This is a genomic window from Rhizobium mesosinicum (assembly GCF_019511345.1).
Lineage (GTDB): Bacteria > Pseudomonadota > Alphaproteobacteria > Rhizobiales > Rhizobiaceae > Rhizobium > Rhizobium mesosinicum.
Map to the genome: position 1 here is coordinate 438,113 of NZ_JAEUAK010000002.1, position 26,698 is coordinate 464,810.

Below are 26,698 nucleotides of genomic sequence, written 5' to 3' on the forward strand. Positions count from 1 at the left end.
GCTCGACCGCTTGAACGGACAAGAATTGGTTTCTTCTTCACCGCGCCACCCACGCATAGCGAGCGACGCCAATCACTTCGTCCTGACGTTCGAGAACAACCGGTTCGCCAGCGAACTTTTCGGACAGTTCGATCAGAATCTGAAGCTCTTGGAACAGCGGCTTCATATCGATGCGCGAGCGCGAGGTAACTCCGTTGTCATCACCGGCGATGTGCTGGCGACCAATCAGGCGCGGCGCACACTCGATTACCTCTATGAAAAACTCCAGAAAGGCGGCAGTGTGGAGCGTTCAGACGTTGAAGGCGCAATTCGCATGGCGGTTGCTGCGGACGATCAGCTCACGCTGCCGACGATGGAGAAAAAAGCCAAATTGACGATGGCGCAGATTTCGACGCGCAAGAAGACGATCATCGCGCGCACGCCGACACAAGATGCCTATATGCGGGCGCTCGAGCGCTCGGAGATGGTGTTCGGCGTCGGGCCGGCCGGTACGGGCAAGACCTATCTGGCCGTCGCTCATGCCGCCCAGCTTCTGGAGCGCGGCGCGGTCGAGAAAATCATCCTCTCGCGACCGGCCGTGGAAGCCGGCGAACGTCTGGGCTTCCTGCCCGGCGATATGAAGGAAAAGGTCGATCCTTATCTCCGCCCGCTTTATGACGCGCTTTACGACATGATCCCGGGCGACAAGGTCGAACGGGCGATCACTGCCGGCGTCATCGAAATCGCGCCGCTCGCCTTCATGCGCGGCCGTACACTTGCCAATGCCGCCATCATCCTCGACGAGGCGCAAAACACGACCGCGATGCAGATGAAGATGTTCCTGACGCGTCTCGGCGAGAATTCGCGTATGATCATCACCGGCGATCCGAGTCAGATCGACCTGCCGCGCGGCGTCAAATCCGGCCTCGTGGAAGCGCTGCACTTGCTGAACGAAGTCGAGGGCATCTCAATCACGCGCTTCAAGGATATCGACGTCGTGCGTCATCCGCTGGTCGGCCGCATCGTCAAGGCCTATGATGCGACCTATGTAGCGGCAAACGAAGAGGCTAGCCAGCAGGACTGATGGCCGATCTCGATATACAGATCAGCATCGAGGACACGGGCTGGCCCGCCGAAGATGTGTTGCATGCCCTTGGCGAACGGGTGCTGGGTGCGGCTGTCACTTACCTGCGGGAAGAAGAACAGCAGCCCTTCCCCAAGATGCCACCGGAAGTTTCGCTCGTCTTCACTGACGATGCCTCGATCCAGGACATCAACGCGGAATGGCGCGGCAAGGACAAGCCGACCAACGTGCTGTCATTCCCGGCTTTTCCGGTGAAGCCCGGCCAGATGCCCGGCCCGATGCTCGGCGATATCATCATTGCCAGGGAAACGGTGGAGCGAGAGGCGCAAGAGCTCGAAAAAAGCGTTTACGATCATCTGACCCATCTTATGGTGCACGGTTTCTTGCATCTGCTCGGCTACGACCATATGAAAAATGACGAAGCCGAAATTATGGAGGGGCTGGAGACTCGCATTTTGGCAGTACTCGGCCTATCTGACCCCTACGAGGGTCAAGACCTTAAAATGGAACCATGAGCGACTTTTCAACGAAGCCGGCGTCAGACGCCAGGGACTCCGACCAATCCTCCTCTTCCGACGAGGGTGGCAGTAGTCGACACCGACCGCAATCCTTCTGGTCACGCGCAGCACGCATGCTGCGACCGCAACAGGGCTCACGCCTGCGCGAAGACATAGACGCGCTGATGACTGATCCGGCTGCAGCCGATGCCTTTTCGCCCGACGAGCGGGCAATGCTTCATAACATCCTGCGCTTCCGCGAAGTGCGCGTTGCCGACGTGATGGTGCCACGTGCCGATATCGAGGCAGTCGACCAGAACATCACCATCGGCGAACTGATGATCCTCTTCGAGGAAAGCGGTCGTTCGCGCATGCCGGTTTATGCCGAAACGCTCGATGACCCGCGCGGCATGGTGCATATCCGCGATCTTCTTTCCTATGTCGCCAAGCAGGCGCGCAACAAGCGCCGCAGCGGCACGAAGCCTGCGGCGGGCGCACCGGCTATCGACGTTTCTCCGGAGAATATCCAGAAGGCGCCGCGTTCGGCTAAACCGAATTTCGATCTCGCACGCGTCGATCTTCAGAAGACGCTCGCCGAGACAGGCATTATCAGGCAGATCCTCTTCGTGCCGCCTTCGATGCTGGCGTCCGATCTTCTGCGCCGCATGCAGGTGAACCGCACGCAGATGGCGCTGGTCATTGACGAATATGGCGGCACTGACGGCCTCGCCTCGCATGAAGACATTGTGGAGATGGTGATCGGCGATATCGATGATGAACATGACGATGAGGAAGTCATGTTCAAACGGGTTTCGGAAGACGTCTTCGTTGCCGACGCCCGGGTCGAACTCGAGGAGATTGCCGAAGCCATCGGTCCGGATTTCGACATCAATGAGCAGATCGACGAGGTCGATACGCTCGGCGGCCTGATCTTCTCGGCCCTGGGGCGCATTCCTGTGCGCGGAGAAGTCGTTCAGGCCCTGCCGGATTTCGAATTCCACATTCTCGACGCCGATCCGCGCCGCATCAAGCGGGTGCGCATCACCCGCAAGCGCCAGGCAATCCGCCGCCGTGCCAAGGCGGATGGTGACGGATCGCCTATTGGCGACGGAAACGATGATCGGTCGGCGGAATCGGCAGCAAACTGACCTTTCCGTAAGACGACAAGCGCGCGCTTTTTTGAAAGACTGCGATTGGATTGATTCGCGGCTTTGATGGGAGTGCGTATGGAGCGGCTTGCGGACAGGATTATCCTCGTCTGGGGTTTCAAACGGTCACTACTTGCGATCGCAGCAGGTGCCTTCGGCGTCCTGGCGCTGCCTCCCGTCGGCTTCTTCGCCGCGATGTTCATTTCCTTCACGCTGCTCGTCTGGCTGATCGACGGGGCAGCCGCCTCGCCGGAAAGCAGCTTTCCCGGCAGGCTCTGGCCGGCCTTTGTCGCGGGCTGGCTGTTCGGCTTCGGTTATTTCGTTGCCGGGCTCTGGTGGCTTGGACATGCGCTAATGATCGATTCAGAGGAGTTCGCCTGGGCTTTGCCGCTCGCGATCCTCGGGCTTCCGGCCTGTCTTGCCGTCTTTTACGGGCTGGCTGCGGCTCTCGCCCGTATCTTCTGGTCCGATGGCATGGGGCGGATTGCAGCACTTGCTGCCAGCTTCGGCCTGTTTGAGTGGCTACGCAGCTTCATCTTCACCGGTTTTCCTTGGAACGCCATCGGCTATGCCATGATGCCCATGCCTGTCATGATGCAGTCCGCGCATGTGATCGGCACGATGGGGGTGACGGCTCTTTCGGTCTTCGTCTTTGCTGCCCCTGCTCTCATCGGAACGCGGCAGGGAGCAAAACTCGGCGTCAGCCTTGCGGCAATCCTCTTTGCGGCGCATCTCGGTTACGGCGCCTATATCCTCTATCTCACACCGAAGCCTGAGGCATTGCCCGAAGACAAGCGGCCCGTGGTCCGCCTGGTCCAGCCTGCAATCGAACAGACCGCCAAGATGGACAATGACTCGGACCGCGAGGCGATCTTCGAGACACATCTCAAACTTTCGACGGAACCGCCCAAGGAAGGCGGCAAGAGGCCCGACATCATCGTCTGGCCGGAAACCTCGATACCCTTCATCCTCACCGACAACAAGGATGCGCTGACGCGGATTGCCGATACGCTCGACGACGACCAGATCCTGATCGCAGGCGCCGTGCGCGCTGAAGAACTCGGTCCCGGCTATCCCACCCGCTATTATAATTCGATTTATGTGATAGACGGGCGGGGACAGATCGTCGCCGCCTCAGACAAGGTACACCTCGTTCCCTTCGGCGAATATCTTCCCTTCGAGGACATGTTCAACGAGCTCGGTGTCCAGAATGTAGTGGAGATGCCTGGTGGTTTTTCGGCGGCCGCCAGCCGTCATCTGCTCAATCTTCCGAACGGGCTGAAATTCTATCCGCTCGTCTGCTACGAGATCATCTTCCCGGACGAAATGACCGGTGACATCACACAAGCGAATGCCATTCTCAACATCACGAATGACAGCTGGTTCGGCTCGACACCTGGCCCCTACCAACATTTCCAGCAGGCACGCGTACGAGCAGTCGAGACCGGTTTGCCGCTGATTCGCGATGCAAATAGTGGAATTTCAGCGGTTGTAGACGCACGCGGCGAAATCGTTGCAGGTCTAAGATTGGATGAAATGGGGTATATTGATGCAACCCTCGATGGATGGGGGAAAAACACGGGAAGCTCATATCCCCACCAAACGTACTTCTGGTTGACTGAAACGTTGCTGATAGGCATTGCGCTAATTTCTCGCAAGGGTTTAATTTTCAGGTTGAATTGACCGAAAACCCCTAAAATTGCATAGTGGCAGCAATCGGCGTTAGTAACGTATGTTTCAAGCTGGGTTATCGCGACTTGCAACGTGGCGTTACGGAATGAGGTCAGGGCATGCCGGTTAGAACAGAGTTGAATTTTTCTTTGCTAGGGCACGACCATGATTGAAAATAAGAAGAAGCCGAATCCTATCGACATCCATGTCGGTAGCCGCATTCGACTTCGCCGTACCATGTTGGGCATGAGCCAGGAGAAGCTCGGCGAAAGCCTCGGCATCACCTTTCAGCAAATCCAGAAATATGAGAAAGGCACCAACCGCGTTGGTGCCAGCCGCCTCCAAAACATCTCAAGCATCCTCAACGTTCCCGTTTCTTTCTTCTTCGAAGATGCTCCCGGCGAGCATTCCGGTGCCTTGACCGGCATGTCCGAAACCTCCAGCTCGAACTACGTCGTCGATTTCCTCTCCTCTTCGGAAGGACTCCAGCTCAACCGCGCATTTGTAAAGATCACCGATCCCAAGGTTCGACGTAAGGTCGTCGAACTGGTGAAGGCGCTCGCGGCGGAAGCAGACTCCGACTGAGCGTCCTCACGCTCGGAAGCTTAAGGCGGCTCAAAAGGCCGCTTTTTTGCGTTTTTGAGGCAAAATTTGTCATCTCGCCACTGATATAAAGATATATTTATGTCCTTCTGTGCTTGTCATTCGAATGCGAACTGAGTACCTACTAACTGCTTTTGTTCTTTGAGGGGAATCCCGGAATGCGCGCGAACTATCTCTTTACCAGCGAATCTGTTGCCGAAGGTCACCCGGACAAGGTGTGTGACCGCATCTCCGACGAGATTGTCGATCTGGTCTACCGCGAAGCGGCAAAGACCGGCATCAATCCGTGGGGCGTGCGCATTGCCTGCGAAACCCTCGCGACGACCAACCGCGTCGTCATCGCCGGCGAAGTTCGTCTGCCGCCCAGCCTGATGAAAAAGGACAAGGACGGCAACGACGTCATCAACCCGTCGAAGTTCAAGGCTGCGGCTCGTCGCGCCATCAAGGACATCGGTTACGAGCAGGACGGCTTCCACTGGAAGAAGGCCAAGATCGACGTCCTGCTACATTCCCAGTCGGCTGACATCGCCCAGGGCGTGGACAGCGCGGCCGACCAGCAGGGCGACGAAGGCGCCGGCGACCAGGGCATCATGTTCGGCTACGCCTGCAAGGAAACGCCGGATCTCATGCCGGCGCCCATCTACTATTCCCACAAGATCCTTCAGCTGCTTGCCGTCGCCCGCAAGAAGGGTGAAGGCGAAGTCGCCAAGCTCGGCCCCGACGCCAAGAGCCAGGTGACCGTACGCTATGTGGACGGCAAGCCGGCGGAAGCCACGTCGATCGTTCTTTCCACCCAGCATCTGGACGACAGCTGGGATTCGAAGAAGGTCCGCAGCGTCGTCGAACCCTATATCCGCGAAGCGCTCGGCGATCTGAAGATTGCCGCCGATTGCAAGTGGTACATCAATCCCACCGGCAAGTTCGTCATCGGCGGCCCGGACGGTGACGCCGGCCTCACCGGCCGCAAGATCATCGTCGACACCTACGGCGGTGCTGCTCCGCATGGCGGTGGCGCATTCTCCGGCAAGGACACGACCAAGGTCGACCGTTCGGCAGCCTATGCTGCCCGCTACCTCGCCAAGAACGTCGTAGCTGCCGGCCTTGCCGACCGTTGCACGATCCAGCTCTCCTACGCCATCGGTGTTGCTCAGCCGCTGTCGATCTATGTCGACCTCCACGGTACCGGCAAGGGTGTTTCCGAAGATCAGGTCGAAGCCGCGATCCGCCAGAACATGGACCTGTCGCCGTCGGGCATCCGCCGTCATCTCGATCTGAACAAGCCGATCTATGCCAAGACCTCGGCTTACGGCCATTTCGGCCGCAAGGCCGGCCGCGACGGCTCGTTCTCCTGGGAGCGCACGGACCTCGTGAAGGCGCTCAAGGACGCCGTCAGGACCAAGGCTGCTGCATGACGGACATGGAACGCCGGAGCCGGGCGACCGAAGCCTTCTTCGGTCGCCGCAAGGGGAAAGCCCTGCGTGAACAGCAGGCCGACCGACTCGCTACGCTGCTTCCGGCGTTCATCATCGATCTTTCGGCGGCTCCCCCCGAGCCGCTGAAGAGGCTCTTCCCTGATACAGTCGAAAGATTGCGGCTGGAGATCGGCTTCGGCGGTGGCGAGCATTTGATCCACCGCGCGCTGGAGATGCCTTCGACGGGCTTTATCGGCGTCGAGCCCTTTGTAAACTCCATGCAGAAGCTGCTTGCCCGCGTCGACGAAACGGGTGCTCGCAACGTGCGTGTCTATAATGATGACGCGACACAGCTTCTCGACTGGCTTCCCGATCATTGCCTCGATCAGATCGATCTGCTCTATCCGGATCCCTGGCCGAAGCGCAAGCACTGGAAGCGGCGCTTCGTCTCGAAGACCAATCTCGACCGTTTCCACCGGGTGCTGAAGCCGGGCGGGCTGTTCTGCTTTGCGTCCGACATAGACACCTATGTGAACTGGACGCTCCTGAAATGCCGCGACCATGGCGGCTTCGAATGGATGGCGCAGAATGCCGCTGACTGGCTGACGCCCTACGAGGGCTGGCCGAGCACCCGCTATGAAGCCAAGGCCCGTCGTGAGGGCCGCTCATCGGCCTATCTCACCTTCAAACGCGTCTAACCCGCTTAGACGGGTCAATTTCGACGGCATTGCCGTTGAGTGAAATTTTTCGAGAAAAGGGAAATGCCGCAAGCAGCTATCGTATGGGCAAGGGACTGACGTCAGTCCCTTGCATCGCCCATTACGATCTTCACACATGCATTCGGCGGCCAGCCGTTCGGCAGGCCGGTTTCGATCAATGCAGGCTGACTGTCTTCAGTTCGTCTTCAGCTGCCTTGAAGAAGGTGCTGGAGCGATTATCGGTCAGCAGGATCGGCGTACCATCGGCGCCGAACAGTGCCCAGAGATCGACGCTTGGATCGATATCCGGCGCCTCGGGGAAGCACCTGGCAACCTCTTCGTTGCGTATTTTGCGGATATAGGCGACCTCGCCATTGCCGATGCCGGCAAGTTCAGACTTGGTCAGACGCGACGTGGCTTCTTTCATCAACATTCCTGTTCCTCCGAGAGAAGGGACCAACGGTTCAACAAACCGTTGTGCTACTGTGAAACCGAAATGTTAATTTTCTTGATCATTCGCGCCGGTTCCGGGCGAATTAGATCAACCGAGAGCAGACCGTTCTTGAGGCTCGCGCCTAAGACCTGCATGCCGTCGGCGAGAACGAAGGTGCGCTGGAATTGTCTCGCCGCGATACCGCGGTAGAGGTAATCGCGCTCGCCCTGATCGACCTGGCGGCCGCGGATCAGGAGTTGGTTTTCCTCGATGGACACATCGAGCTCTTCCTCGGTGAAACCGGCAACCGCAAGCGTGATGCGAAGCCGCTCAGGCGCTTCATGGCCTGCGGCGATACGTTCGATATTATAGGGCGGATAACCGTCGCTCGCCTTGGAAATCCGCTCGAGCGTCTTTTCCATGGCATCGAAGCCCAAAAGCAGCGGGCTGGCGAAAGGGGTGATACGGCTCATCTTCCAAAGTCCTTGATGCAAGCGACCTCTCCGGACCTCACATGCAGCATCCGGATACCGCCAATATGGGGACGACCGGCGCCTGCTGCAAGGCGTGATGACCGCCGGCCGGGCTTCCGGCACTTTAATGTAAAGCCGCACGAGACCGCTTCCTTGACAAAGGACGCAGCGCCCCGCATCAAAACATGCCGCGGCGCACCGTGCTGATTTGCGACGGGCGCGTGAAGACAATGAGAAGGTGCATGCTGGAACGCCGCGCACCAGAGAATGGAACGATTCGGATGGCAGAACCGAGAAAGATCATCATCGATACGGACCCTGGCCAAGACGACGCTGCCGCGATCATGCTGGCCTTCGGCAGCACGGAAGAGATTGACGTGCTGGGCATCACCACCGTCGCGGGCAACGTGCCGCTGTCTTTGACAAGCCGCAATGCACGCATCATCTGCGAGCTTTGCCAGCGGACCGACATCAAGGTCTTTGCCGGCGCCGACCGGCCGATCGCCCGCAAGCTGGTCACCGCCGAGCACGTGCACGGCAAGACGGGCCTCGATGGCCCGACGCTTCCTGAACCGACGATGCCGCTGCAGGCCCAGCATTCCGTCGATTTCATCATCGAAACGCTGCGACGCGAGCCGGCGGGCACAATCACGCTCTGCACGCTCGGACCGCTGACCAATATCGGCCTGGCCTTTCAGAAAGCGCCCGACATCGTGCCGCGGATCCGCGAACTCGTCATGATGGGCGGCGGCTTCTTTGAGGGCGGCAACATTACGCCAGCTGCTGAATTCAACATCTATGTCGATCCGGAAGCCGCCGATATCGTATTCCGTTCGGGTGTGCCCGTCGTCATGATGCCGCTCGACGTGACACACCAGCTCCTGACCCGCAAGGACCGCATCAAGCGCATGGCCGAAATCGGCACCGCGCCTGCCAAGGCGATGGTGGAGATGCTGGAATTTTTCGAGCGCTTCGACATAGAAAAATACGGCTCGGACGGCGGTCCGCTACACGATCCGACCACGGTCGCCTACCTGCTGAAGCCTGAGCTCTTCAAGGGCCGGGATTGCAATGTCGAGATCGAGGTCGCGTCGGAGCTGACTGTCGGCATGACCGTCGTCGACTGGTGGCACGTGACCGACCGCAAGCACAATGCGAAGGTCATGCGCTACGTGGATGCCGACGGCTTCTTCGATCTGCTGATCGAGCGCTTTGCCCGAATATAGCCTGCAACCGAAGACGGATATGAAAAAGGCCGCCGATGCGGCCTTTTTCAATTGTCAGGCATCCTCTTTGTTTCAGGCGTCCTTCTCGTCCAGCACCGAGTTGGCCTCGGCTTCCACGAGCTTCGGACCGCCCTTGGCGACGCCGACCATGGCCGGGCGCAGCACGCGCTCGCCGATGGAGAAGCCGGCCTGTACGACCTGCACGACCGTGTTGTTCGGCACTTCGGTATTCGGCACCTCGAACATCGCCTGATGGAAATTCGGGTCGAACTTCTGGCCGACCGGCTCCAGCTTGCGAACGCCGTGGCGCTCCAGAGCCGAAAGCATGGAACGCTCGGTCATTTCGACACCTTCGATCAGCGTCGTCAGGCCGGCATCTGCCGTTTCCTTCACTTCGGCAGGAATGGCATCGAGCGCACGGCGCAGGTTGTCCGAGACGGCCAGCATGTCGCGGGCGAAACCTGCGACGGAATAGGACTTGGCATCTTTGACCTCGCGCTCCGTGCGGCGGCGCAGATTGTCCATTTCGGCAGCGAGCCGCAGGTAGCGGTCGCGCAGTTCGGCATTTTCAGCCTTTAGAAGCTCAAGCGGATCGGGCTCGCTTGCGGCAGCTTCTTTCACGGCTTCATTTTCGACGTTTGCGGCAGCGTCGGCTGCGGCTTCTGCCGCAGTTGCGTCAGGTCCGTTCTGCGTCGTTTCATCGGTCATGACGGTCTCCGGTTAGTGTCTTTTCAGATGCGCCCGATATCGATGTTTGGCCGGAAAAAATCAAGTCTGCGTGACGAAGAAGCGAAGATTCGAGCGGTTTTGCGAAGTATTTCAGAGAGAGCCGCGCGAAAGGCGCGAAACGAGCTGGGCGGTATAGTCCACCATCGGGACGATACGGGAATAATTGAGCCGGGTCGGGCCTATGACACCGACAGCGCCGACGATGCGGTCATCTTCATCGCGATAAGGTGCGACGATCAGTGACGAGCCCGACAGCGAGAACAGCTTGTTTTCCGAGCCGATGAAGATGCGCACCCCCGGCCCGCTTTCAGCAAGGTTCAGGAGCTCGATCAAGCTGTCCTTCTTCTCCAGGTCGTCGAAGAGCAGGCGCAGCCGGTCGAGGTCTTCCGCGCCCACGCCTTCCAGAAGGTTTGCGCGGCCGCGGATGATGAGCTGCGCCGGTTTGGTCTCGTCCGAGCTGCCGGCCCATACGGCAATCCCACGTTCCACAAGATCCCGCGACAGCGCGTCGAGTTCATGGCGAACTTCATCTTTCAGGCGGCTCAATTGCAGACGCAATTCCGGCAACGTCTGCCCGGTCATGTGCGCATTGAGAAAATTGGCAGCTTCGGTAAGTTGCGAAGAGGTGACGCCCGCAGGCAGTTCTATGATGCGGTTTTCCACCTGGTCGTGATCGCCGACAAGAACAGCCAGCGCCTTGGTTGGTTCCAGACGGATGAACTCGACATGTTTCAGAACCGGGTCGCTCTTGGAAGTGATGACGAGGCCGGCACCGCGCGAGATGCCCGAGAGCATGCGGCTTGCCTCGTTCATCATCGATTCTACCGGATTGTCGCGGCTTCCAGCCCGGATCTGGCGGTCGATGCTGGCACGCTCCTCGACTGAGAGATCGCCGACCTGCATGAAAGCATCGACGAAGAAGCGCAGTCCGACCTGGGTCGGCAGGCGGCCGGCGCTGACATGCGGAGAATAGATAAGCCCGAGCTCCTCCAGATCGCTCATGACATTGCGAACGGAGGCCGGCGACAGCGACATGGGAAGAAGACGCGAGAGATTGCGAGAGCCGAGCGGTTCGCCATGTTCCAGATAGCCTTCGACGATGCGCCGGAAGATTTCCTTCGATCGTTCATCCAGCGCGGCCACGGCATCCGAAATTGATGTCGACCTGTAGCTCATGAACTTTCGCACCCGCACTGAATGATGTGAGGGAAATATAGCCAATCTGCCCCCGTGGCAAAAGGGAATTTGCAAATGCTCGCAGCCAATCGTAGAAGCTGGCGACGATACATGCATGCATGACACCGCCCAAGAAGCGCTCCCGCTTTTCGGCATCATGTTTCAGGAGAAAAGAATGCGGCCTTCAGGCAGAAAAACCGACCAGATGCGCAAGGTCTCTTTCGAGCGCAATTTTTCCAAGCACGCGGAAGGCTCCTGCCTGGTGAAGTTCGGTGACACGCATGTGCTCTGCACGGCGAGCTTGGAAGACAAGACTCCGCCGTGGCTGCGCAACACCGGCAAGGGCTGGGTCACCGCCGAATATGGCATGCTGCCGCGCGCGACCGGCGAACGCATGAAGCGCGAAGCCGCAGCCGGCAAGCAGGGCGGCCGCACGCAGGAAATCCAGCGCCTCATCGGCCGCTCGCTGCGCGCCGTCGTCGATCTGACGGCGCTCGGCGAACGCCAGATCACGCTCGACTGCGATGTCATCCAGGCGGATGGCGGCACGCGCACGGCCTCGATCACCGGCGGCTGGATTGCGCTTTATGACTGCCTGCGCTGGATGGAAACGCGCAACATGATCAAGGCCGACCGCGTGCTGAAGGATCATGTCGCAGCAATCTCCTGCGGCATCTTCGCCAACCAACCGGTGATTGACCTCGATTATCTCGAAGATTCCTCGGCGGAGACCGATGCCAATTTCGTCATGACAGGCGCCGGCGGCATCGTGGAGATTCAGGGCACGGCAGAAGGCACGCCTTTCAGCGAGGAAGAATTCTCCTCGCTGATGGGCCTTGCCAAGGCAGGCATTTCCGAACTGGTCGACTTGCAGAAGCAGGCGATCGCCTGAGGCTTCCATTCAAGCCTCGTTAGTGAATTTCCTCGTCCCTGCTTCCGGGGGCAAGGCCGACAAAGGGCGGGTAATGGCACAACCCATCGAAGGCATTCTTGAAACCGCGCTCTACGCAACCGATCTCGATGCGGCCGAGGCCTTCTATGGGACTGTGCTCGGCCTCGATAAGATCGCACGTTCAGATAACCGCCATATATTCTTCCGCTGCGGACCAGACGTGCTCCTGATCTTCAACCCGGAGGAAACGGTGAAGCCACCGGCACCCGACAGCCTGCAGGTTCCGCCACATGGCACCATCGGAAAAGGTCATGCCTGCTTCAGGGTTTCGGGAGACAGTCTCGATGCGATGGCGGAGAAGCTGAAAGCCGCCGGCATCGGCATCGAATCCGAGGTTCACTGGCCGCAGGGCGGCCGATCGATTTATTTCCGCGATCCCTCGGGCAATAGCCTGGAATGCGCGGAGGCGAAAATCTGGGGCATGGGATAAGGATATTTTATGCGTGAGCTTGAAACCAAGACTATCGTCGTTGCCAGCCATAATCAGGGCAAGATTCGCGAGATCCAGGATCTGATCGGGCCGCTCGGCTTCACCGCCAAATCAGCCGCCGAACTCAATTTCATCGAGCCCAAGGAAACCGGGACGACCTTCGAGGAGAATGCCACGATCAAGGCGCTTGCCTCGGCTCAAGCCTCCGGCATGCCCGCGCTATCAGACGATTCCGGCCTCGTGGTCGACGCACTTGGCGGCGATCCCGGCGTCTATACTGCCGACTGGGCAGAGACCGGCAATGGCACCCGCGATTTCGCCATGGCTATGGAGAAGATTGAAAACGCGTTGGAAAAGGCCGGCGCCACGAAGCCCGAGCAGCGCACAGCGCGTTTCGTCAGCGTGCTCTGCCTTGCCTGGCCGGATGGCCATACGGAGCTTTTCCGCGGCGAAGTCGAAGGCGCCGTCGTCTGGCCGCCGCGCGGAACACAGGGCTTCGGCTATGATCCGATCTTCCAGCCGGAAGGTTATGATGCGACTTTCGGCGAGATGAGTGCGGAGGAAAAGCACGGCTGGAGTATCGGCAAGCCGCAGGCGCTGTCGCACCGCGCCCGGGCCTTCAAGCTCTTTGTCGAAACCTGCCTGGAAGCATAAGGCCAAGCTTTGAATATGATCGAACCGCCTGCGCTGATGCCCGATGCAAAGCTTCTGCCCGATACCGGCGAGCCCGGTTTCGGAATCTATGTGCATTGGCCTTTCTGCGCGGCGAAGTGTCCCTATTGCGATTTCAACAGCCATGTCCGCCATCAGCCGGTCGATCAGGAGCGCTATGTCGCGGCTTTCCTGAAGGAGATCATGGCTGCCCGGATCATGAGCGGGCCAAAGACGGTCACCAGCATCTTCTTCGGCGGTGGCACGCCCTCGTTGATGAAACCGGAAACGGTCGCCGCGATCATGAACGGCATTTCACGGCATTGGCACGTGCCTGAAGGTATCGAGATCACGATGGAGGCCAACCCCTCCAGCGTCGAGGCCGACCGCTTCCGCGGCTATCGCGCTGCCGGTGTCAACCGCGTCTCGCTCGGCGTGCAGGCACTGAACGATCACGATCTCAAATTCCTCGGACGACTGCATGACGTTGCCGACGCACTGAAGGCGATCAGACTGGCGCGCGACATTTTCCCGCGCATGTCTTTCGACCTGATCTATGCCAGGCCGAACCAGACGGTGGAGGAATGGGAGCGCGAATTGAAGGAAGCGATCTCTTATGCGGTCGATCATCTTTCGCTCTACCAGCTTACCATCGAGGAGGGCACGCCCTTCTACGGCCTCCACAAGGCGGGAAAGCTGATCGTACCTGATGGGGACCAGTCCGCCGCACTCTATGAGGCCACGCAGGAGATCACCGAGCGGGAAGGATTGCCGGCCTATGAGGTGTCCAATCATGCCCGGCCGGGCGCCGAGAGCCGCCACAACCTCACTTACTGGCGCTATGGCGATTATGCCGGCATCGGCCCCGGCGCGCATGGGCGCCTGACGCGCGGGCCAGAAAAGATTGCGACCGCTGCGGAGCGCAAGCCGGAAGCCTGGTTGGAACTCGTCGAACGCGACGGGCACGGTCTCATCGAGCAAGAGCGTCTTGGTCTCGATGAACAGGCCGATGAATTGCTGCTGATGGGACTGCGCCTGAAGGAAGGCGTCGATCTTGCCCGGTGGCAGCAGCTTTCCGGCCGCGAGCTCGATCCGAAGCGCGAAGAATTTTTACTGGAACACGGCTTCATCGAGCGGATCGGCAATTCCCGCCTGCGCTGTACGCCGGCAGGCATGCTGATCCTTGATTCCGTCGTCGCTGACCTCGCCTGCTAGAACATCCCTTAATCTTCGAAACGCTGGAATGCTCTATTCTCTTTGATTTAAGCAATTCCAGGTGCAAAATCGCCGCGCACTTAAGCTGGAAGTGCTCTTGCCGCGTCAGGCAGCGTGCCTCTTTCTGAAATTGACGAGCCGTCCATCGATCGCCGCAAGCCCCACCGCAATCAGTGCCATGCCGATCAGATGCTTGATCTGCAATTGCTCGCCGAGTGCTGCGGCGCCAAGCAGGATAGCACTGACAGGGATCAGAAAGGTCACCAACATCAGATTCGTAGCGCCCGCCGTCGCCAGGATGCGGAAGAAGAGCACATAGGCCACGGCGGTGGAGAGGATCGCGAGGCCGAGCAGCGCCAGCCAGGTTTCGCCAGAGGGTATGGGGAGCGTCCAGGGCCGATCAACGATCAGCGCGACCGGCAGCATCAGCACGGTGGAAGCGGTCACCTGCCCGGCCGCCGGAATGAGCGGAGCAAGGCCCATCCGACGGAACCGCCGTCCCCAGATGCCGGCCAGCGAATAGGAAAAGGCCGCACCGAGGACCGCGAGCTGGGCAAGCACGTTCGAGCCGATATCCTTCAAGGCGTCGAAACCAATCATATAGGCCACACCGGCGAACCCGACGATCACGCCGAAGAGACGGTTCGCCGTCAGCTTTTCATCCGCCGTCAGCGCGTGAGCAACGACCACGGCAAAGAGCGGCGTCGTGGCGTTGAGGATCGAAGCGAGGCCGCTCGCAATATGTGTCTGACCCCAGACGATCAGACAGAAGGGAATCATATTGTTCAGGAACCCCATGCCGAAGAAAGCGATCCAGCTCTGCCTGTCGCGCGGCATGGTGTGGCCCATGGCGCGCACGATCAGATTAAGTGCGATAGCGGCAAGCAGCACACGGCCGGTCACGATAGTGAGAGGTGGCAGCGCCTTTACGAGAATGCCGTTGAAGAAGAAGGAGCCGCCCCAGAGAAGCGACAATACAAGCAGCATGACCCATTCTGCAGCTCCCATGGACTTCTGAATGGACATGACAGTCTCCTTCATCGAGTTTTGCTAAAGCGTTTTCTCGCGCTCGCCTGTATGAATTTGCCAGACATATCGTCTTTTATTAGTATTCTTTGCCGTCTGACAAACGAGCATTTCTCCTCGCATGATTGAGCTGAACTAAACCATGGTCGATCCCCTGCCGTCGCTATCGGCTCTGCGCGCCTTCGAGGCGACCGCACGTCATCTCAGCATGACGCAGGCCGCGCACGAACTGCACGTCACACCCGGTGCCGTCAGCCTGCAGATTCGCGATCTCGAAGCTTCACTTGGCGTTTCGCTGTTCGAGCGGCGGACCCGGCAAATTCTGCTGACGGCGGAGGGCATGGATTATTTTGCCACCCTGCGCACCGCCTTCCAGCTGGTGCGCGAGGCGACGGCCTCGCTGACTGCGCGGCGGCGCGGCAATGCGCTGACGCTCACCTGTACGGCAGGTTTCGCAACGCACTGGCTGCTGCCGCGGCTTCAGCGCTTCGAGGACACGCATCCTGATATCGATGTTCGTATCAGCGCCTCCCATCGCATGTTCGATTTCGAGCGCGACGGCATCGACCTCGCCATCCGCCACGGGCTTGGCGGTTATGAGGGATTAATCAGCGAGCGATTGGTGGATGACGAATTGGTGCCGGTCTGCATACCTGCGATTGCGGCGGCGCTGGGCGCCGATCCTTCGCCCGATCAGCTCGCGGGATACCAGCTCATCCACGACGTCTACCGCCGCGACTGGCAGCTCTGGCTGGCCGCTGCGGGCGCCACAAAGGTGGATGCCTCCCGAGGCCCGATCTTCAGCGACGGGAACGGCGCCTTCGAGGCGATGAAATCGGGTTTCGGTGTGGCGCTGATGCGCCGCTCCTTCCTTGAGAAGGAGCTTGCCGAAGGGCGCCTCGTCGCGCCATTCCCACTGGGACTCACGAGCAAGCTTGCCTACCATCTGGTTTATCCGGGTACAGCACTGGAGCGCCCGGCGGTCGCAGCCTTCCGTCGCTGGCTGCTTTCAGAAGCGAAAGCCTAGAGCCGTTCCTGGTTAGATTACAGTATTCTGCCGGAGCAGGTTTGTGTCAGGGCAAAGGCGATTGGCGAAGGGCATACCTGCAGGTACGTCCGAGCCGATCGCCTTTGATGGCGCAAAGATGCGCCGCCGTAGCTGGTTTGCAAGCAAACCACCGGGGTTGGCTGAAACGGGCCGTCTGATCGGCCGGCCGGCTTGGCCGTAGATATGGGCTACGACGCGCGCCGGCCGGGTCGACCATCCGACTCCGTTTGAGCCAACAGAATGCTTCAATCTAACCAGGAAAGGCTCTAATCTCTGCTTGTGGCACCCGCCTTGAACAAGCTGCCCGTCGGTGTCTTCAGGAACATGTCCAGCGGAATGTGTTCCTGATGCAGGAAGCCACCGGCCGGCAGCAGGCCGTCGCGGACCATTTCGATGACCGCAACCACCGATGCCGAGGTCGTCCACGCGATTGCCGTACGTCGGGCTCCGGCAATTTCGATCGGACGGTACGCGCGAACGAACTCCTTGCGGCGCAGGGCGCCATTGACCGTGCCTTCAGCCGCGACATGCACATAGACGACGTCGTCATCGACCGGCGGCTTGGCGTTGGTCAGGATTTCGCCGGCGAGCTGACGGCGATCGCGCATCAGGAGCTCATGGAAGAAGAAATTCATCAGCTCCATGTGACCTGGATAACGCATCGTCTTGTAGTCGAGGTTGTCGACCTTGCCCAGCATGGTGTCGCACATGGTCCCGAGGCCGCCGGAGGTCGTAAAGGCCTCTAGCTTGACGCCGCCGACATAGATCGTCTCGTGCCATTCCATCGGTGAGACAAGCTTGCGCACGCCCCCCTCGATAACCTCGCAGTCGTTCAGATATTCATTGACCACGCCCTCTGGCGACCAGTTGAAGGCATAGCCCAGAAGGCCGGTCGGATGCTGCGGCAGAGCGCCGACGCGCATGCGGATCGAGCGGCAGCGATCGAAGCCATCGGCAAGGCTTGCGCCGACGATGCCGACGAAGCCTGGCGCAAGGCCGCATTGCGGCGCCATCAGTCCGCGGGCGGTCTTGGAAAGCTCGATGATGAAATTGGTAGTCGGTACATCCTCGGTCAGGTCGAAGTAGTGAATGCCCGCGAGATGGGCAGCCCGCGCCAGCTCGATATTCAAATGATAGGGCAAGCAGGACAGGACCGCTTCGACGCTCGACAGCAGCTCGCCGACGACCGAGACGTCGGTGATATCGCCAGCCCGGCATTTGAACGGCAAGTCACCCACGGGCAGTTGCGCGTCGACACCGATAACCTCGAAGCCACCCTCGTGCAAAAGCGTTGCCGCCAGCCGTCCGACCTTGCCCAGGCCGATCACGGCAACCCGTTCGAAACTCATTGATGTCCTCCCAATGCCGACGTTCTTCACCGGCGTATTTTTCACGTGGGGGCTATATAGAATGAAACGCTTATAAAAGAAAACAGCCGGAACTGCTCCCGGCTGCCGGAACGCGATGATTGTACACCGCTTATTCGTTGATGAGGCGCTTCAGAAGCTCGATCTCATGGGAAAGCTTCGTATCTCCCGTGATCAACTCCTCGATCTTGCGTACGGCGTGCAAAACCGTTGTGTGATCGCGTCCGCCGAAGCGGCGGCCGATCTCCGGGAAGGAGCGTGGCGTTAGCGTCTTCGCCAGATACATGGCGATCTGGCGCGGCTTGACGATGACGCGCGTGCGGCGATTCGAGACCAGTTCCTGGCGCGAAACGTTGTAGTGACGCGCGACGATACGCTGGATGTCCTCGATACGCACACGACGCGGCTCGCCGGAACCGACGAGATGAGCCAGCAGCTCGTCCACGCGCTCGATCGACAGGTTCGGCTCAAAGGAGCGGCGGAAGATCAACTGGTTGAAGGCACCTTCCAGTTCGCGGCCGCTCGCAGTGATGTTGCGGGCGACATGCTGCAGCAGCTCGGCCGGTATTTCCAGGGACGGATCCTCCAGGCGTGCGGCCGTCAAACGGCGCTTGAGGATTTCAAGACGCATCTCGTAATCCGGGGCATCGAGCTCGATCGCCACGCCGCCCTGCAAACGCGAACGGACGCGCGGGTCGAGCGATTCCAGCTCCCACGGCGCACGATCGGCTGCGACGACGACCTGCTTGGCGCTGTCGAGCAGCATGTTCAACAGGTGGCAGAACTCATGCTGGATCATCTTGCCCTGCAGGAACTGCATGTCGTCGATAATCAGAAGATCGATGTTGCGCAGCGAGTCCTTCAGCGTCAGCGCGTCGTTGTCACGGATCGCGGTCGCGAAGCGCCACATGAAGTATTCGGCCGTCAGATAGACGACGCGCAGGCCACGCGGGTTCTGCACGGCAGCATTGGCGATCGCCTGCAGCAGATGGGTCTTGCCGAGGCCGACGGTCGCATGAAGGAAGAGCGGGTTGAAGCGCACGGCGCCCTGACCTGCTTCCGCAATGGTCTTTGCGGCGGCGAGCGCCACGCGGTTGGAGCTGCCCTCAACGAAGGTGTCGAAGGTGAAGCGGGAATCCAGCGGCGAGCCGAAGAGCGGCGAACCGACACTTGCCGGGCGCGCCGCAGCGGCGGCCGAAACGGCCTGCTGAACGATCTGCCCCGCCGGCTGGGCAGATGCCGGGCGGCGAAGCTGGGTGGGCTGGGCCACCGGCTCGACGGCAACTGCCTCGTCCAGCGCCTTCACGCCGGTGCGCGTTGCCGTGCGCACAAGAATCTCGACCTTCAGGATTTCGGGATCTTCTGCCTGGAACAGGCCGACGATGAGATCGAGATAGCGATTGTTGATCCACGATTTCAGAAAGGTCGTGGGAACGGTGAGACGAACGACACTCTTGGAGACCGAATGAAGCTTGAGTCGTGCGAACCAGCTTGCGTAGACGTCCGGGCCGACTTGTGCCTTCAGACGCGCGCTGACGCGGTCGAAGAGAACGCCATGCTTCATCTCGCCCTTTTCTTCCGTTGCGCCCAGGTCGATGGAACCGAAAGACTGCGGTGCAGCTTCCCCGTTATCCAGCGCACCCGTGGTCATCGAATTCATCTGCATAATGCCGCCTTTCATTTCCTCGGGCGGTCATTCGTTGACAGCCGCCCGATCATTCCCCGCTTTGACAAAGCCGGCGGCATCCTCATGATCCGCCCGGCATGCCGGTTCACTCAAACACTGTCCCTTTCGAGACTGACACAGAGCCCCTGCGGCGGTCGCGGTCATGCGACAACCGTTAAACGCTCTATGTCAGGCTGGCGGCCGATCCTCGTTTTTCGCCCGCAAGCCCGAACGCAATGTTACACTTTCCCCTGCCCTTCTCCTGGCCTCGCGCAATACGTGCGGCCGCGGAGCGCACAAAACGTCCCCGCCCCGTGACAGCCACGTCACGGTACAATGCCGTCGAGTGCGTGAGAAAACGGAAGCTGTCCGCTCCGTCGCAAGTGACACAGTACCATCATCCTGCCGACGTGGCAGTTTGGACTGACTTCTGCAGGTGATGTCCGCGCCCTTTGCTGGACGCCATTTAGGCAGGATCAAAAGGCAAGATCAACGATGAATTTTACGCAAAATTTACAGGCGGCCATTGACTCCGGCGGCCCTTTTAGGGCGTCACACCACCGTCAAAAAAGAATCGCTTTTGAATCAAGGAGATTCCCCAAGTGGGGTATTTTGGACACGCATAAAAAGAAAAAAGAAAAAATCTGCTTGACTCATTTAGGGCCACGGGCTGGGTGACCAGAGTCGCAAGCCCTAAAAAGATCCTTGCGTAAACCATTGTTTTAAAACAATTTTTCCTGTCATGCCTCTGACACGAAATCGTCTCCGGATTAACCATACTCGTGGCAGGCGGTGGAATCGAAAAAGCCCGGTAAAATTACCGGGCTAATCATAACGAGCAATTCGTTAATGAGATATTTAGGCGTTCGCGGAAGCCGAAAGAGCCTTCACACGAGCAGCGAGGCGCGAAACCTTGCGGGATGCCGTATTGGCATGCAGAACGCCCTTGCTTGCGGCGCGCGCCAACTCGGGCTCGGCGGCGATGAAGGCTTCTTTCGCCTTGGCGGCATCACCAGCGGCGAGTGCCTCTTCGACCTGGCGAACGTAGGTGCGAACGCGCGAACGGCGAGCCTTGTTGACTGCGGTGCGGCGTGCGATCTTGCGGGTCGCCTTTTTCGCCGAAGTTGTATTGGCCATGGATGCCTCTCTCAAGAATTCGAACAAAACTCCGCCATTGCCGCGCTGGCCCTGCGGCCACTCAATTCAGCAATACGGGAGCATTAGTGGAAAACCTAGGCGGCTTTCCGAACCGTGGGCGGGCATATAACGCTAAAGCCGCGCCACGTCAACGCGCATTTTCGACGAAAAGCCCCTTTCCAGCCGCCGCCCGCTCACCTGTTCTTGAAGACCGGTTTGCGCTTCTCGATGAAGGCGGCCATGCCTTCTTTCTGATCCTCGGTCGCAAAGAGGCTCTGGAAGAGACGGCGCTCGAAACGCAGCCCCTCTTCCAGCGTCGTCTCAAAGGCGCGGCTGACCGCCTCCTTCGCCATCAGCACCGATGGGTGCGACAGGGATGCGATCTTGGTTGCCGCTTCCATCGCTTCGTCCAGCAGCCGTTCAGGTACCACCACACGTGAAACGAGTCCCGAGCGCTCGGCTTCCGCCGCATCCATCATCCGGCCGGTCAGGATGAGGTCCATCGCCTTGGCCTTGCCGACCGCCCGCGTCAGACGCTGCGAACCACCGATGCCGGGAATGACGCCCAGCGTGATCTCCGGCTGGCCGAACTTTGCCGTCTCCGAGGCGATGATGAAATCGCAGAGCATGGCAAGCTCGCAGCCGCCACCGAGCGCAAAGCCGCTGACGGCGGCGATGATCGGCTTGCGGGCCTTGGCGATCTCGTCCCAGCCGCTGATGAAATCGTTCTTATAGACCTCGGCGAATTCGAGCGGCTGCATTTCCTTGATATCGGCGCCGGCGGCAAAGGCCCGCTCGGAGCCGGTCAGCACGATCGCGCCGATACCGTCATCGATATGAAAGGCCGCATAGGCCTGCTTCAATTCCTTGAGCACGGTTGAATTCAACGCATTCAGCGCCTGCGGCCGGTTCAACGTGATGAGGCCGACATTGCCGCGGGTTTCGACAAGAAGTGTTTCATAGGCCATGGCGCTCTCCTATTTCTGGCAGGCGGAACAATAGAAGGTGGAACGGCCAGCCTGCACGATGCGCGAGACCGTACCGCCACAGCCCGGTGTGCGGCAAGCAAGACCTTCACGATCATAGACGGAAAAGGAATGCTGGAAGTAGCCGAGCGAACCATCCGTCTGGATATGATCGCGCAGCGACGATCCGCCGGCGGCGATCGCATCGGCGATGACATCGCGGATCGAGGTCACAAGCAGGTTCAGCGCCTCCTTCGGCTTGCCCGTCTTCGTCACCAGCGCGCCGGCTGTGCGCGTCGGCAACAGATGCGCCCGCCAGAGCGCCTCGCAGACGTATATATTGCCGAGCCCTGCGATGGTCTTCTGGTCGAGCAACGCGCTCTTCAGCGGCTGCGCCTTGCCTTGGAAACGTTCGGCCAGATAGGCGGCCGACAGCTCATTGCCTGTCGGCTCCGGCCCCAGGCCGAACAGAAAGGGGCTGGCGTCGAGTTCAGAGCGGTCGGCAATGTCCATGAAGCCGAAGCGGCGCGGATCATTGTAGATGACGCGGCGCGGGCCGCCCTCGCCATCCAGATGGAAGATGGCGTGATCGTGCTTCTCATCCTTTGAACGCACGTGGTGAAAATCGCCCGGCGTGGCGGATAGCTGCCCCTGCTCGATCCTGAAAGAGCCGGACATGCCGAGATGAGAAATGATCGTCTTGCCGCTGTCGAGATCGATCAGCAGGTACTTGGCCCGCCGCCCGAGGCCGATGATCGTGCGGCCGGAGACCTGGGCTTCGAAATCCTGGGGGAAAGGAAACCGCAGGTCGCCGCGGCGCAGTTCCAGTCTTTCGATGCGCGCCCCTTCCATTGCCGGCGTCAGGCCGCGCTTCACCGTTTCGACTTCTGGCAATTCCGGCATCTTAACCCATCTATGTCTAACGTGTTTCAACCGCCTGCGATGTGCGCTATAGCGCCAACGTGCCGCGGGCGGACCGTGGCCCACAGATAGCGCCGCCGCCACACTTTCGCTATGGTCGCCGCGCCGAATTCTTGATGTGAACGGAGTAGCTTGATGCCAGACAGCCGGACCTCCGCCGATGGCGGCATGGAAACATCCTACGGCTTCCGCGAGGTGCCGACCGGTGAGAAGCAGGGCCTCGTCAACGAGGTCTTCCACAAGGTCGCCAAGCGCTATGACATTATGAACGACGTCATGTCCATGGGCATGCACCGCGTCTGGAAAGACGCCATGATTGCCGCTCTGAACCCGCGCAAGGAGCCCGGCTACAAGGTGCTCGACGTTGCCGGCGGCACAGGTGATATCGCCTTCCGCATCGTCGAAGCATCGAACCGCCAGGCGCATGCGACCGTGCTCGACATCAACGGCTCGATGCTCGGTGTCGGCGCCGAGCGGGCGGAAAAGAAGAAGCTTTCCGACAACATCACCTTCGTGGAAGCCAATGCCGAGGACCTTCCTTTCGAGGCGAACAGTTTCGATGCCTATACGATCGCCTTCGGCATCCGCAACGTGCCGCGAATCGAGGTCGCTCTCTCGGAGGCCTATCGCGTGCTGAAGCGGGGCGGCCGTCTGCTGGTGCTCGAATTTTCGGAAGTGGAGCTACCGGTTCTCGACAAGGTCTATGATGCCTGGTCGTTCAATGCCATTCCGAAATTCGGCAAGGCGATCACCGGTGATGCCGAGCCTTACCAGTATCTGGTGGAATCGATCCGCAAGTTCCCGAACCAGGAGAATTTCGCGGCAATGATCCGGACGGCCGGCTTCTCGCGCGTGACATACACGAATTATACCGGCGGCATCGCAGCGCTGCATTCCGGCTGGAAGCTCTGATCCGCATGAGTGCTTTCGGGGCATATTTCAGGCTCGCAAGGGTCGGCTGGATTTTGGTGCGCGAGGGCGTCATTTCGGCGCTGCCTTCGGAGGGCCTGCCGCCATCCGTCAGTCTGGCGAAATCCTTCGTCGGGATGTTCGCCCGCAGTCGCAGCAAATATCAGAAGCGCAGCGACCGATTGGCGAAAGCCGTCGAGCGGCTTGGGCCGTCCTATGTAAAGATCGGTCAATTCCTCGCGACGCGTCCTGATGTCGTCGGCGTCGAGTTCGCCGACGACCTGTCGCAGCTTCAGGACCGGATGGCCTTCTTCCCTGCGGCAGCGGCCAAGGCGAATATCGAAGGCTCTCTAGGACGATCGATGGCCGATCTCTACGCGAGCTTCGGCGATCCGATTGCAGCGGCTTCCATTGCGCAGGTGCATCCGGCGGAGGTCGATACGCCGACAGGACCCAAGAAGGTTGCCGTGAAGGTCGTGCGACCCGGTGTCCGGTCGCGGTTTGCCCATGATATCGAGGCGATGTATCTCGTCGCCCATATGCAGGAACGCTTGATGCCGGCCAGCAGACGCCTGCGGCCGGTGGAGGTGACGAAAACGCTGGAACAGACCACCAAGGTGGAGATGGACCTGCGCCTTGAGGCGGCCGCCCTTTCCGAGATTGCCGAGAATACCGAAAAGGATCCGGGCTTCCGCGTGCCGAAGGTGGACTGGGAACGCACCGGCCGCGACGTCATTACCATGGAGTGGATCGACGGCGTCAAAATGTCCGATGTCGAAGGCCTGCGTGCCGCCGGCCACGATCTCAACGAGCTTGCGGACACGCTGATCCAGTCCTTCCTACGACATACGCTGCGCGACGGCTTCTTCCATGCCGACATGCATCCGGGCAATCTCTTCGTCGATTCCGACGGCATGATCGTTGCCGTCGACATGGGCATTGTCGGGCGTCTCGGGAAGAAGGAGCGCCGCTTCCTTGCCGAGATCCTCTACGGCTTCATTACCCGGGACTATATCCGGGTGGCGGAAGTGCATTTCGAGGCAGGTTATGTACCTGGCCACCACAATGTCGAGAGCTTTGCCCAGGCGATCCGCGCGATCGGCGAGCCGATCCATGGCCAGCCGGCCGAAACCATCTCCATGGGCAAACTCCTGACGCTGCTTTTCGAGGTGACTGAGCTTTTCGACATGCAGACGCGGCCCGAGCTCGTGATGCTGCAGAAGACGATGGTCGTCGTCGAAGGCGTCTCGCGTATGCTCAATCCGCGTTTCAATATGTGGAAGGCCTCCGAGCCCGTTGTCGGCGACTGGATCAAGAACAATCTCGGCCCGAAGCGCATCGTCACCGATCTCAAAGACGGGCTGAAGGCGGCCGTGAAGCTTGCCGAAGCCGCGCCCGAGATTGCCGCCCAGACCGAGAAATTCCACCATCAGCTTCTTCATATGAGCGAACACGGGTTGCGCTTCGACGAACAGACCGCCGAGGCCATAGGCAAGGCGGAAGCACGCCATAACCGCTCTGCGAAAGTGGCACTCTGGATCATTGCGCTCACGCTTCTCTATATTGCCTGGATACTGAGTTGATGGGACGCCAACAAAAGCATGATGTGTTCGGCATTTGGGATATCCCGTCAGAGATGAGGCTCGCTTAGTCTCGCCTCTATGGAGATGAGCACATGAAGCACGAACGGCCGGGAATAGAACTGAGCGGCCAGCCATTCAGCTTTGCCGAGATGGTGAGGATCGGGTCCGGCAAGGTTGCGCTTTCAGCCTCGGCGATCGGCATGCAGCGCGTAAAGATCGCGCGCACGATTGTCGAGGATGCCATCGAATCCGGTATGCCGGTCTACGGGGCGACGACAGGCGTCGGCGCCATGAAGGATGTCGAATGGTCACCGGAAGATCTCGACGCTTTCAACCTCGGTCTCGTGCGCGCCCACCACTTCGGAACCGGCACACCTTTTTCCTGCAATGTCGTACGCAATGCGATGGCGATGCGCGTCAACACGGCGCTGACCGGCCAGGTCGGCTGCACCCCTGACCTCATCGACGCCTATATGCGGATGCTGAAGGCGGACGTCATTCCGGTCGTGCGCCGCACTGGCTCGATCGGCTGCGCCGATATCGGCTTGATGGGCCAGATCGGCGCAGTGCTGACGGGCGTCGGCGAGGCGATCTATCGCGGCAACCGCATGCAGGCCGCCGAAGCCTTCCGGGCCGCCGGCATGGAGCCGGTAAAAATGGCGCCGCGCGACAGCCTCGCCTCACTCAGTGTCAATGCCGTCAGTTTTGCCGCTGCCGCCGAGACGACGCGCAATGCCGCGGCCTCGATCCGCATCCTGCTTGCCACAGGCATGATGGCGTCTGGCGCGCTTGGCGCTTCGCGCGATCCCTGGCGTGCCGTGCGTCATGTCGGCACGGCACGGGAAGCGCTGATCGGCGCCTGGCTGTGCAATGCTTCGGACGAATGGGAATGGCCGGTCGCAACCCATGTGCAGGATGCGCTCAGCCTGCGCATGATCGCCCAGGTATTCGGCGCCGTTATCGAAAACCTGCTTTCGACGGGCCACAAGATTCTGGCCGCGACGGGTCGCTCCGACGACAATCCCGTCGTCGTCGAAGGACGGGTGATGACATCGGGAGGCTCCCTGCCCCTCGACGTGACCATTCTGCTGGAATCGGCGGCACTCTGCATGGCACATGCGGCGCGAAACGCCTTCAACCGCTGTGTCCTGCTCGGCAACGGACAGCGGCGTGGCCTGCCGGTCAATCTCGTGCCCCCCGGCCGCATCGCGACCGGCTTCGGACCGATCATCAAGCTTGCAGGGGAGATTTTCTCGCGCGTACTTTCCATGTCGAACCCGGTTTCGGCGCAATCGCTCGTCGTTGCGGCCGGTCTTGAGGATGAGGCAGCCTTTCTGCCGCTCGTCATCGAACGTTTCGACCGGCAGATGCGAGCGCTGAAGCGTCTCGCCGCATTGGAAGCCCTGCTTTCGGCACAGGCGATCGATATTATCGGCGACACGCCGAAAGGCGTTGCCGGCATGCTCTATGAGGTCGTGCGTAAACATGCGGACTTCTATACGGTCGATCGGCCGCTTTCGGCCGAGGTCGAGGCGATCGAAGAGGAACTCGGCTCGGATGCGTTTCTCTCCAAGCTGATCGAGCGGGTGCCGATCGCCTCCTTTGATGATTTCTTTGCACTCGGGTCGCTCGAGCGCATCGAGGAGCGACTGACGCAGGAAACAGTCATCATCTGAATTTCGAACCTACCGAGGGAGAC

At 59.9% G+C, this 26,698-nt stretch carries 26 protein-coding genes; 16 read left to right on the plus strand and 10 right to left on the minus strand.

Translation table 11 applies throughout. The annotated features are described in order from the left end of the window. Positions 1-10 precede the first annotated feature (10 nt). The 7 genes from JNB85_RS06100 to trmB all read left to right on the plus strand — a co-directional run bounded on the left by JNB85_RS06100 (position 11) and on the right by trmB (position 7,092). Positions 11-1,063, plus strand: a complete 1,053-nt coding sequence (locus JNB85_RS06100; RefSeq protein WP_220333467.1) for a PhoH family protein — start codon at positions 11-13, stop codon at positions 1,061-1,063. Then, entirely contained in the window at positions 1,063-1,578 is a 516-nt protein-coding gene (gene ybeY / locus JNB85_RS06105; RefSeq protein ID WP_183746141.1) for an rRNA maturation RNase YbeY, read from the plus strand. Before JNB85_RS06100 ends, ybeY begins: the two co-directional genes overlap by 1 nt. Next, complete coding sequence (locus JNB85_RS06110) at positions 1,575-2,708, plus strand: hemolysin family protein (RefSeq protein WP_220333468.1); 1,134 nt, start codon at positions 1,575-1,577, stop codon at positions 2,706-2,708. The genes ybeY and JNB85_RS06110 overlap by 4 nt, the downstream gene beginning before the upstream one ends. Positions 2,709-2,786: 78 nt before the next feature. Further along, the gene (gene lnt / locus JNB85_RS06115; RefSeq protein ID WP_220333469.1) at positions 2,787-4,391 is read left to right on the plus strand and encodes an apolipoprotein N-acyltransferase; all 1,605 of its coding nucleotides are present in this window, start codon (positions 2,787-2,789) and stop codon (positions 4,389-4,391) included. A gap of 153 nt (positions 4,392-4,544) precedes the next feature. Then, positions 4,545-4,964 (plus strand): helix-turn-helix domain-containing protein, encoded by a 420-nt coding sequence (locus JNB85_RS06120; RefSeq protein ID WP_220333470.1) that lies wholly within the window; start codon positions 4,545-4,547, stop codon positions 4,962-4,964. A 176-nt stretch (positions 4,965-5,140) separates the two neighbouring features. Further along, on the plus strand, positions 5,141-6,394 hold the full coding sequence (metK, locus tag JNB85_RS06125; RefSeq protein WP_220333471.1) for a methionine adenosyltransferase: 1,254 nt from the start codon (positions 5,141-5,143) through the stop codon (positions 6,392-6,394). Beyond that, a complete protein-coding gene (gene trmB / locus JNB85_RS06130) occupies positions 6,391-7,092 on the plus strand; it encodes a tRNA (guanine(46)-N(7))-methyltransferase TrmB (protein WP_220333472.1) in 702 nt (233 codons plus the stop codon). The genes metK and trmB overlap by 4 nt, the downstream gene beginning before the upstream one ends. A gap of 175 nt (positions 7,093-7,267) precedes the next feature. Here trmB and JNB85_RS06135 read toward each other — a convergent pair whose 3' ends face one another. Beyond that, positions 7,268-7,525 (minus strand): BQ00720 family protein, encoded by a 258-nt coding sequence (locus JNB85_RS06135; protein ID WP_113298330.1) that lies wholly within the window; start codon positions 7,523-7,525, stop codon positions 7,268-7,270. 47 nt (positions 7,526-7,572) lie between these two features. Next, entirely contained in the window at positions 7,573-7,998 is a 426-nt protein-coding gene (locus JNB85_RS06140; protein WP_220333473.1) for an Hsp20 family protein, read from the minus strand. Between the two features lie 281 nt (positions 7,999-8,279). Here JNB85_RS06140 and JNB85_RS06145 point away from each other — a divergent pair, with 281 nt between their 5' ends. Continuing rightward, positions 8,280-9,224 (plus strand): nucleoside hydrolase, encoded by a 945-nt coding sequence (locus JNB85_RS06145; RefSeq protein WP_220333474.1) that lies wholly within the window; start codon positions 8,280-8,282, stop codon positions 9,222-9,224. 72 nt (positions 9,225-9,296) lie between these two features. On the opposite strand, the gene grpE is transcribed toward JNB85_RS06145, so the two are convergent. Both grpE and hrcA read right to left on the minus strand, forming a co-directional pair. Next, on the minus strand, positions 9,297-9,932 hold the full coding sequence (gene grpE / locus JNB85_RS06150) for a nucleotide exchange factor GrpE (protein WP_220333475.1): 636 nt from the start codon (positions 9,930-9,932) through the stop codon (positions 9,297-9,299). Positions 9,933-10,043: 111 nt separating this feature from the next. Next, positions 10,044-11,129 (minus strand): heat-inducible transcriptional repressor HrcA, encoded by a 1,086-nt coding sequence (gene hrcA, locus JNB85_RS06155; RefSeq protein WP_220333476.1) that lies wholly within the window; start codon positions 11,127-11,129, stop codon positions 10,044-10,046. Between the two features lie 175 nt (positions 11,130-11,304). Between hrcA and rph the strand changes: the two genes are divergently transcribed. From rph to hemW, 4 genes are all read left to right on the plus strand, one after another. Continuing rightward, positions 11,305-12,021, plus strand: coding sequence for a ribonuclease PH (gene rph, locus JNB85_RS06160; RefSeq protein ID WP_220333477.1), 717 nt, complete (start codon positions 11,305-11,307; stop codon positions 12,019-12,021). Positions 12,022-12,094: 73 nt separating this feature from the next. Next, a complete protein-coding gene (locus JNB85_RS06165; RefSeq protein ID WP_220333478.1) occupies positions 12,095-12,511 on the plus strand; it encodes a VOC family protein in 417 nt (138 codons plus the stop codon). Between the two features lie 9 nt (positions 12,512-12,520). Then, complete coding sequence (rdgB, locus tag JNB85_RS06170; RefSeq protein WP_220333479.1) at positions 12,521-13,165, plus strand: RdgB/HAM1 family non-canonical purine NTP pyrophosphatase; 645 nt, start codon at positions 12,521-12,523, stop codon at positions 13,163-13,165. Between the two features lie 15 nt (positions 13,166-13,180). Continuing rightward, on the plus strand, positions 13,181-14,377 hold the full coding sequence (hemW, locus tag JNB85_RS06175) for a radical SAM family heme chaperone HemW (protein ID WP_220333480.1): 1,197 nt from the start codon (positions 13,181-13,183) through the stop codon (positions 14,375-14,377). A 105-nt stretch (positions 14,378-14,482) separates the two neighbouring features. Here hemW and JNB85_RS06180 read toward each other — a convergent pair whose 3' ends face one another. Beyond that, a complete protein-coding gene (locus JNB85_RS06180) occupies positions 14,483-15,403 on the minus strand; it encodes a DMT family transporter (protein WP_220333481.1) in 921 nt (306 codons plus the stop codon). A gap of 142 nt (positions 15,404-15,545) precedes the next feature. On the opposite strand from JNB85_RS06180, the gene gcvA reads away from it, so the two are divergent. Then, positions 15,546-16,430 (plus strand): transcriptional regulator GcvA, encoded by an 885-nt coding sequence (gene gcvA, locus JNB85_RS06185; protein ID WP_220333482.1) that lies wholly within the window; start codon positions 15,546-15,548, stop codon positions 16,428-16,430. 287 nt (positions 16,431-16,717) lie between these two features. Here gcvA and JNB85_RS06190 read toward each other — a convergent pair whose 3' ends face one another. From JNB85_RS06190 to mutM, 5 genes are all read right to left on the minus strand, one after another. Then, the gene (locus JNB85_RS06190; RefSeq protein WP_220333483.1) at positions 16,718-17,800 is read right to left on the minus strand and encodes a saccharopine dehydrogenase family protein; all 1,083 of its coding nucleotides are present in this window, start codon (positions 17,798-17,800) and stop codon (positions 16,718-16,720) included. 130 nt (positions 17,801-17,930) lie between these two features. Continuing rightward, the gene (dnaA, locus tag JNB85_RS06195; RefSeq protein WP_220333484.1) at positions 17,931-19,484 is read right to left on the minus strand and encodes a chromosomal replication initiator protein DnaA; all 1,554 of its coding nucleotides are present in this window, start codon (positions 19,482-19,484) and stop codon (positions 17,931-17,933) included. Positions 19,485-20,342: 858 nt separating this feature from the next. Beyond that, positions 20,343-20,621 (minus strand): 30S ribosomal protein S20, encoded by a 279-nt coding sequence (rpsT, locus tag JNB85_RS06200; RefSeq protein WP_007814867.1) that lies wholly within the window; start codon positions 20,619-20,621, stop codon positions 20,343-20,345. A 194-nt stretch (positions 20,622-20,815) separates the two neighbouring features. After that, positions 20,816-21,589 carry an enoyl-CoA hydratase gene (locus JNB85_RS06205; RefSeq protein ID WP_220333485.1) on the minus strand — a complete coding sequence of 258 codons (774 nt, stop codon included), beginning with the start codon at positions 21,587-21,589 and terminating at the stop codon, positions 20,816-20,818. Positions 21,590-21,598: 9 nt separating this feature from the next. Further along, complete coding sequence (gene mutM, locus JNB85_RS06210; RefSeq protein ID WP_220333486.1) at positions 21,599-22,489, minus strand: bifunctional DNA-formamidopyrimidine glycosylase/DNA-(apurinic or apyrimidinic site) lyase; 891 nt, start codon at positions 22,487-22,489, stop codon at positions 21,599-21,601. A gap of 153 nt (positions 22,490-22,642) precedes the next feature. Here mutM and ubiE point away from each other — a divergent pair, with 153 nt between their 5' ends. The 3 genes from ubiE (at position 22,643) to JNB85_RS06225 (ending at position 26,675) form a co-directional block, all read left to right on the plus strand. Continuing rightward, positions 22,643-23,419 carry a bifunctional demethylmenaquinone methyltransferase/2-methoxy-6-polyprenyl-1,4-benzoquinol methylase UbiE gene (gene ubiE / locus JNB85_RS06215; RefSeq protein WP_183746082.1) on the plus strand — a complete coding sequence of 259 codons (777 nt, stop codon included), beginning with the start codon at positions 22,643-22,645 and terminating at the stop codon, positions 23,417-23,419. Between the two features lie 5 nt (positions 23,420-23,424). Further along, positions 23,425-24,999, plus strand: a complete 1,575-nt coding sequence (ubiB, locus tag JNB85_RS06220; protein WP_220333487.1) for a 2-polyprenylphenol 6-hydroxylase — start codon at positions 23,425-23,427, stop codon at positions 24,997-24,999. A 92-nt stretch (positions 25,000-25,091) separates the two neighbouring features. Next, positions 25,092-26,675 (plus strand): aromatic amino acid lyase, encoded by a 1,584-nt coding sequence (locus tag JNB85_RS06225; protein ID WP_220333488.1) that lies wholly within the window; start codon positions 25,092-25,094, stop codon positions 26,673-26,675. The last annotated feature ends 23 nt before the right edge of the window (positions 26,676-26,698 follow it).

Bases quoted from the DNA above. Each gene is read 5' to 3' on its own strand.
- ybeY (WP_183746141.1), top strand. From the start codon at position 1,063: ATGGCCGATCTCGATATACAGATCAGCATCGAGGACACGGGCTGGCCC.
- JNB85_RS06110 (WP_220333468.1), top strand. From the start codon at position 1,575: ATGAGCGACTTTTCAACGAAGCCGGCGTCAGACGCCAGGGACTCCGAC.
- lnt (WP_220333469.1), top strand. From the start codon at position 2,787: ATGGAGCGGCTTGCGGACAGGATTATCCTCGTCTGGGGTTTCAAACGG.
- JNB85_RS06120 (WP_220333470.1), top strand. From the start codon at position 4,545: ATGATTGAAAATAAGAAGAAGCCGAATCCTATCGACATCCATGTCGGT.
- metK (WP_220333471.1), top strand. From the start codon at position 5,141: ATGCGCGCGAACTATCTCTTTACCAGCGAATCTGTTGCCGAAGGTCAC.
- trmB (WP_220333472.1), top strand. From the start codon at position 6,391: ATGACGGACATGGAACGCCGGAGCCGGGCGACCGAAGCCTTCTTCGGT.
- JNB85_RS06135 (WP_113298330.1), bottom strand. From the start codon at position 7,525: ATGTTGATGAAAGAAGCCACGTCGCGTCTGACCAAGTCTGAACTTGCC.
- JNB85_RS06140 (WP_220333473.1), bottom strand. From the start codon at position 7,998: ATGAGCCGTATCACCCCTTTCGCCAGCCCGCTGCTTTTGGGCTTCGAT.
- JNB85_RS06145 (WP_220333474.1), top strand. From the start codon at position 8,280: ATGGCAGAACCGAGAAAGATCATCATCGATACGGACCCTGGCCAAGAC.
- grpE (WP_220333475.1), bottom strand. From the start codon at position 9,932: ATGACCGATGAAACGACGCAGAACGGACCTGACGCAACTGCGGCAGAA.
- hrcA (WP_220333476.1), bottom strand. From the start codon at position 11,129: ATGAGCTACAGGTCGACATCAATTTCGGATGCCGTGGCCGCGCTGGAT.
- rph (WP_220333477.1), top strand. From the start codon at position 11,305: ATGCGGCCTTCAGGCAGAAAAACCGACCAGATGCGCAAGGTCTCTTTC.
- JNB85_RS06165 (WP_220333478.1), top strand. From the start codon at position 12,095: ATGGCACAACCCATCGAAGGCATTCTTGAAACCGCGCTCTACGCAACC.
- rdgB (WP_220333479.1), top strand. From the start codon at position 12,521: ATGCGTGAGCTTGAAACCAAGACTATCGTCGTTGCCAGCCATAATCAG.
- hemW (WP_220333480.1), top strand. From the start codon at position 13,181: ATGATCGAACCGCCTGCGCTGATGCCCGATGCAAAGCTTCTGCCCGAT.
- JNB85_RS06180 (WP_220333481.1), bottom strand. From the start codon at position 15,403: ATGTCCATTCAGAAGTCCATGGGAGCTGCAGAATGGGTCATGCTGCTT.
- gcvA (WP_220333482.1), top strand. From the start codon at position 15,546: ATGGTCGATCCCCTGCCGTCGCTATCGGCTCTGCGCGCCTTCGAGGCG.
- JNB85_RS06190 (WP_220333483.1), bottom strand. From the start codon at position 17,800: ATGAGTTTCGAACGGGTTGCCGTGATCGGCCTGGGCAAGGTCGGACGG.
- dnaA (WP_220333484.1), bottom strand. From the start codon at position 19,484: ATGCAGATGAATTCGATGACCACGGGTGCGCTGGATAACGGGGAAGCT.
- rpsT (WP_007814867.1), bottom strand. From the start codon at position 20,621: ATGGCCAATACAACTTCGGCGAAAAAGGCGACCCGCAAGATCGCACGC.
- JNB85_RS06205 (WP_220333485.1), bottom strand. From the start codon at position 21,589: ATGGCCTATGAAACACTTCTTGTCGAAACCCGCGGCAATGTCGGCCTC.
- mutM (WP_220333486.1), bottom strand. From the start codon at position 22,489: ATGCCGGAATTGCCAGAAGTCGAAACGGTGAAGCGCGGCCTGACGCCG.
- ubiE (WP_183746082.1), top strand. From the start codon at position 22,643: ATGCCAGACAGCCGGACCTCCGCCGATGGCGGCATGGAAACATCCTAC.
- ubiB (WP_220333487.1), top strand. From the start codon at position 23,425: ATGAGTGCTTTCGGGGCATATTTCAGGCTCGCAAGGGTCGGCTGGATT.
- JNB85_RS06225 (WP_220333488.1), top strand. From the start codon at position 25,092: ATGAAGCACGAACGGCCGGGAATAGAACTGAGCGGCCAGCCATTCAGC.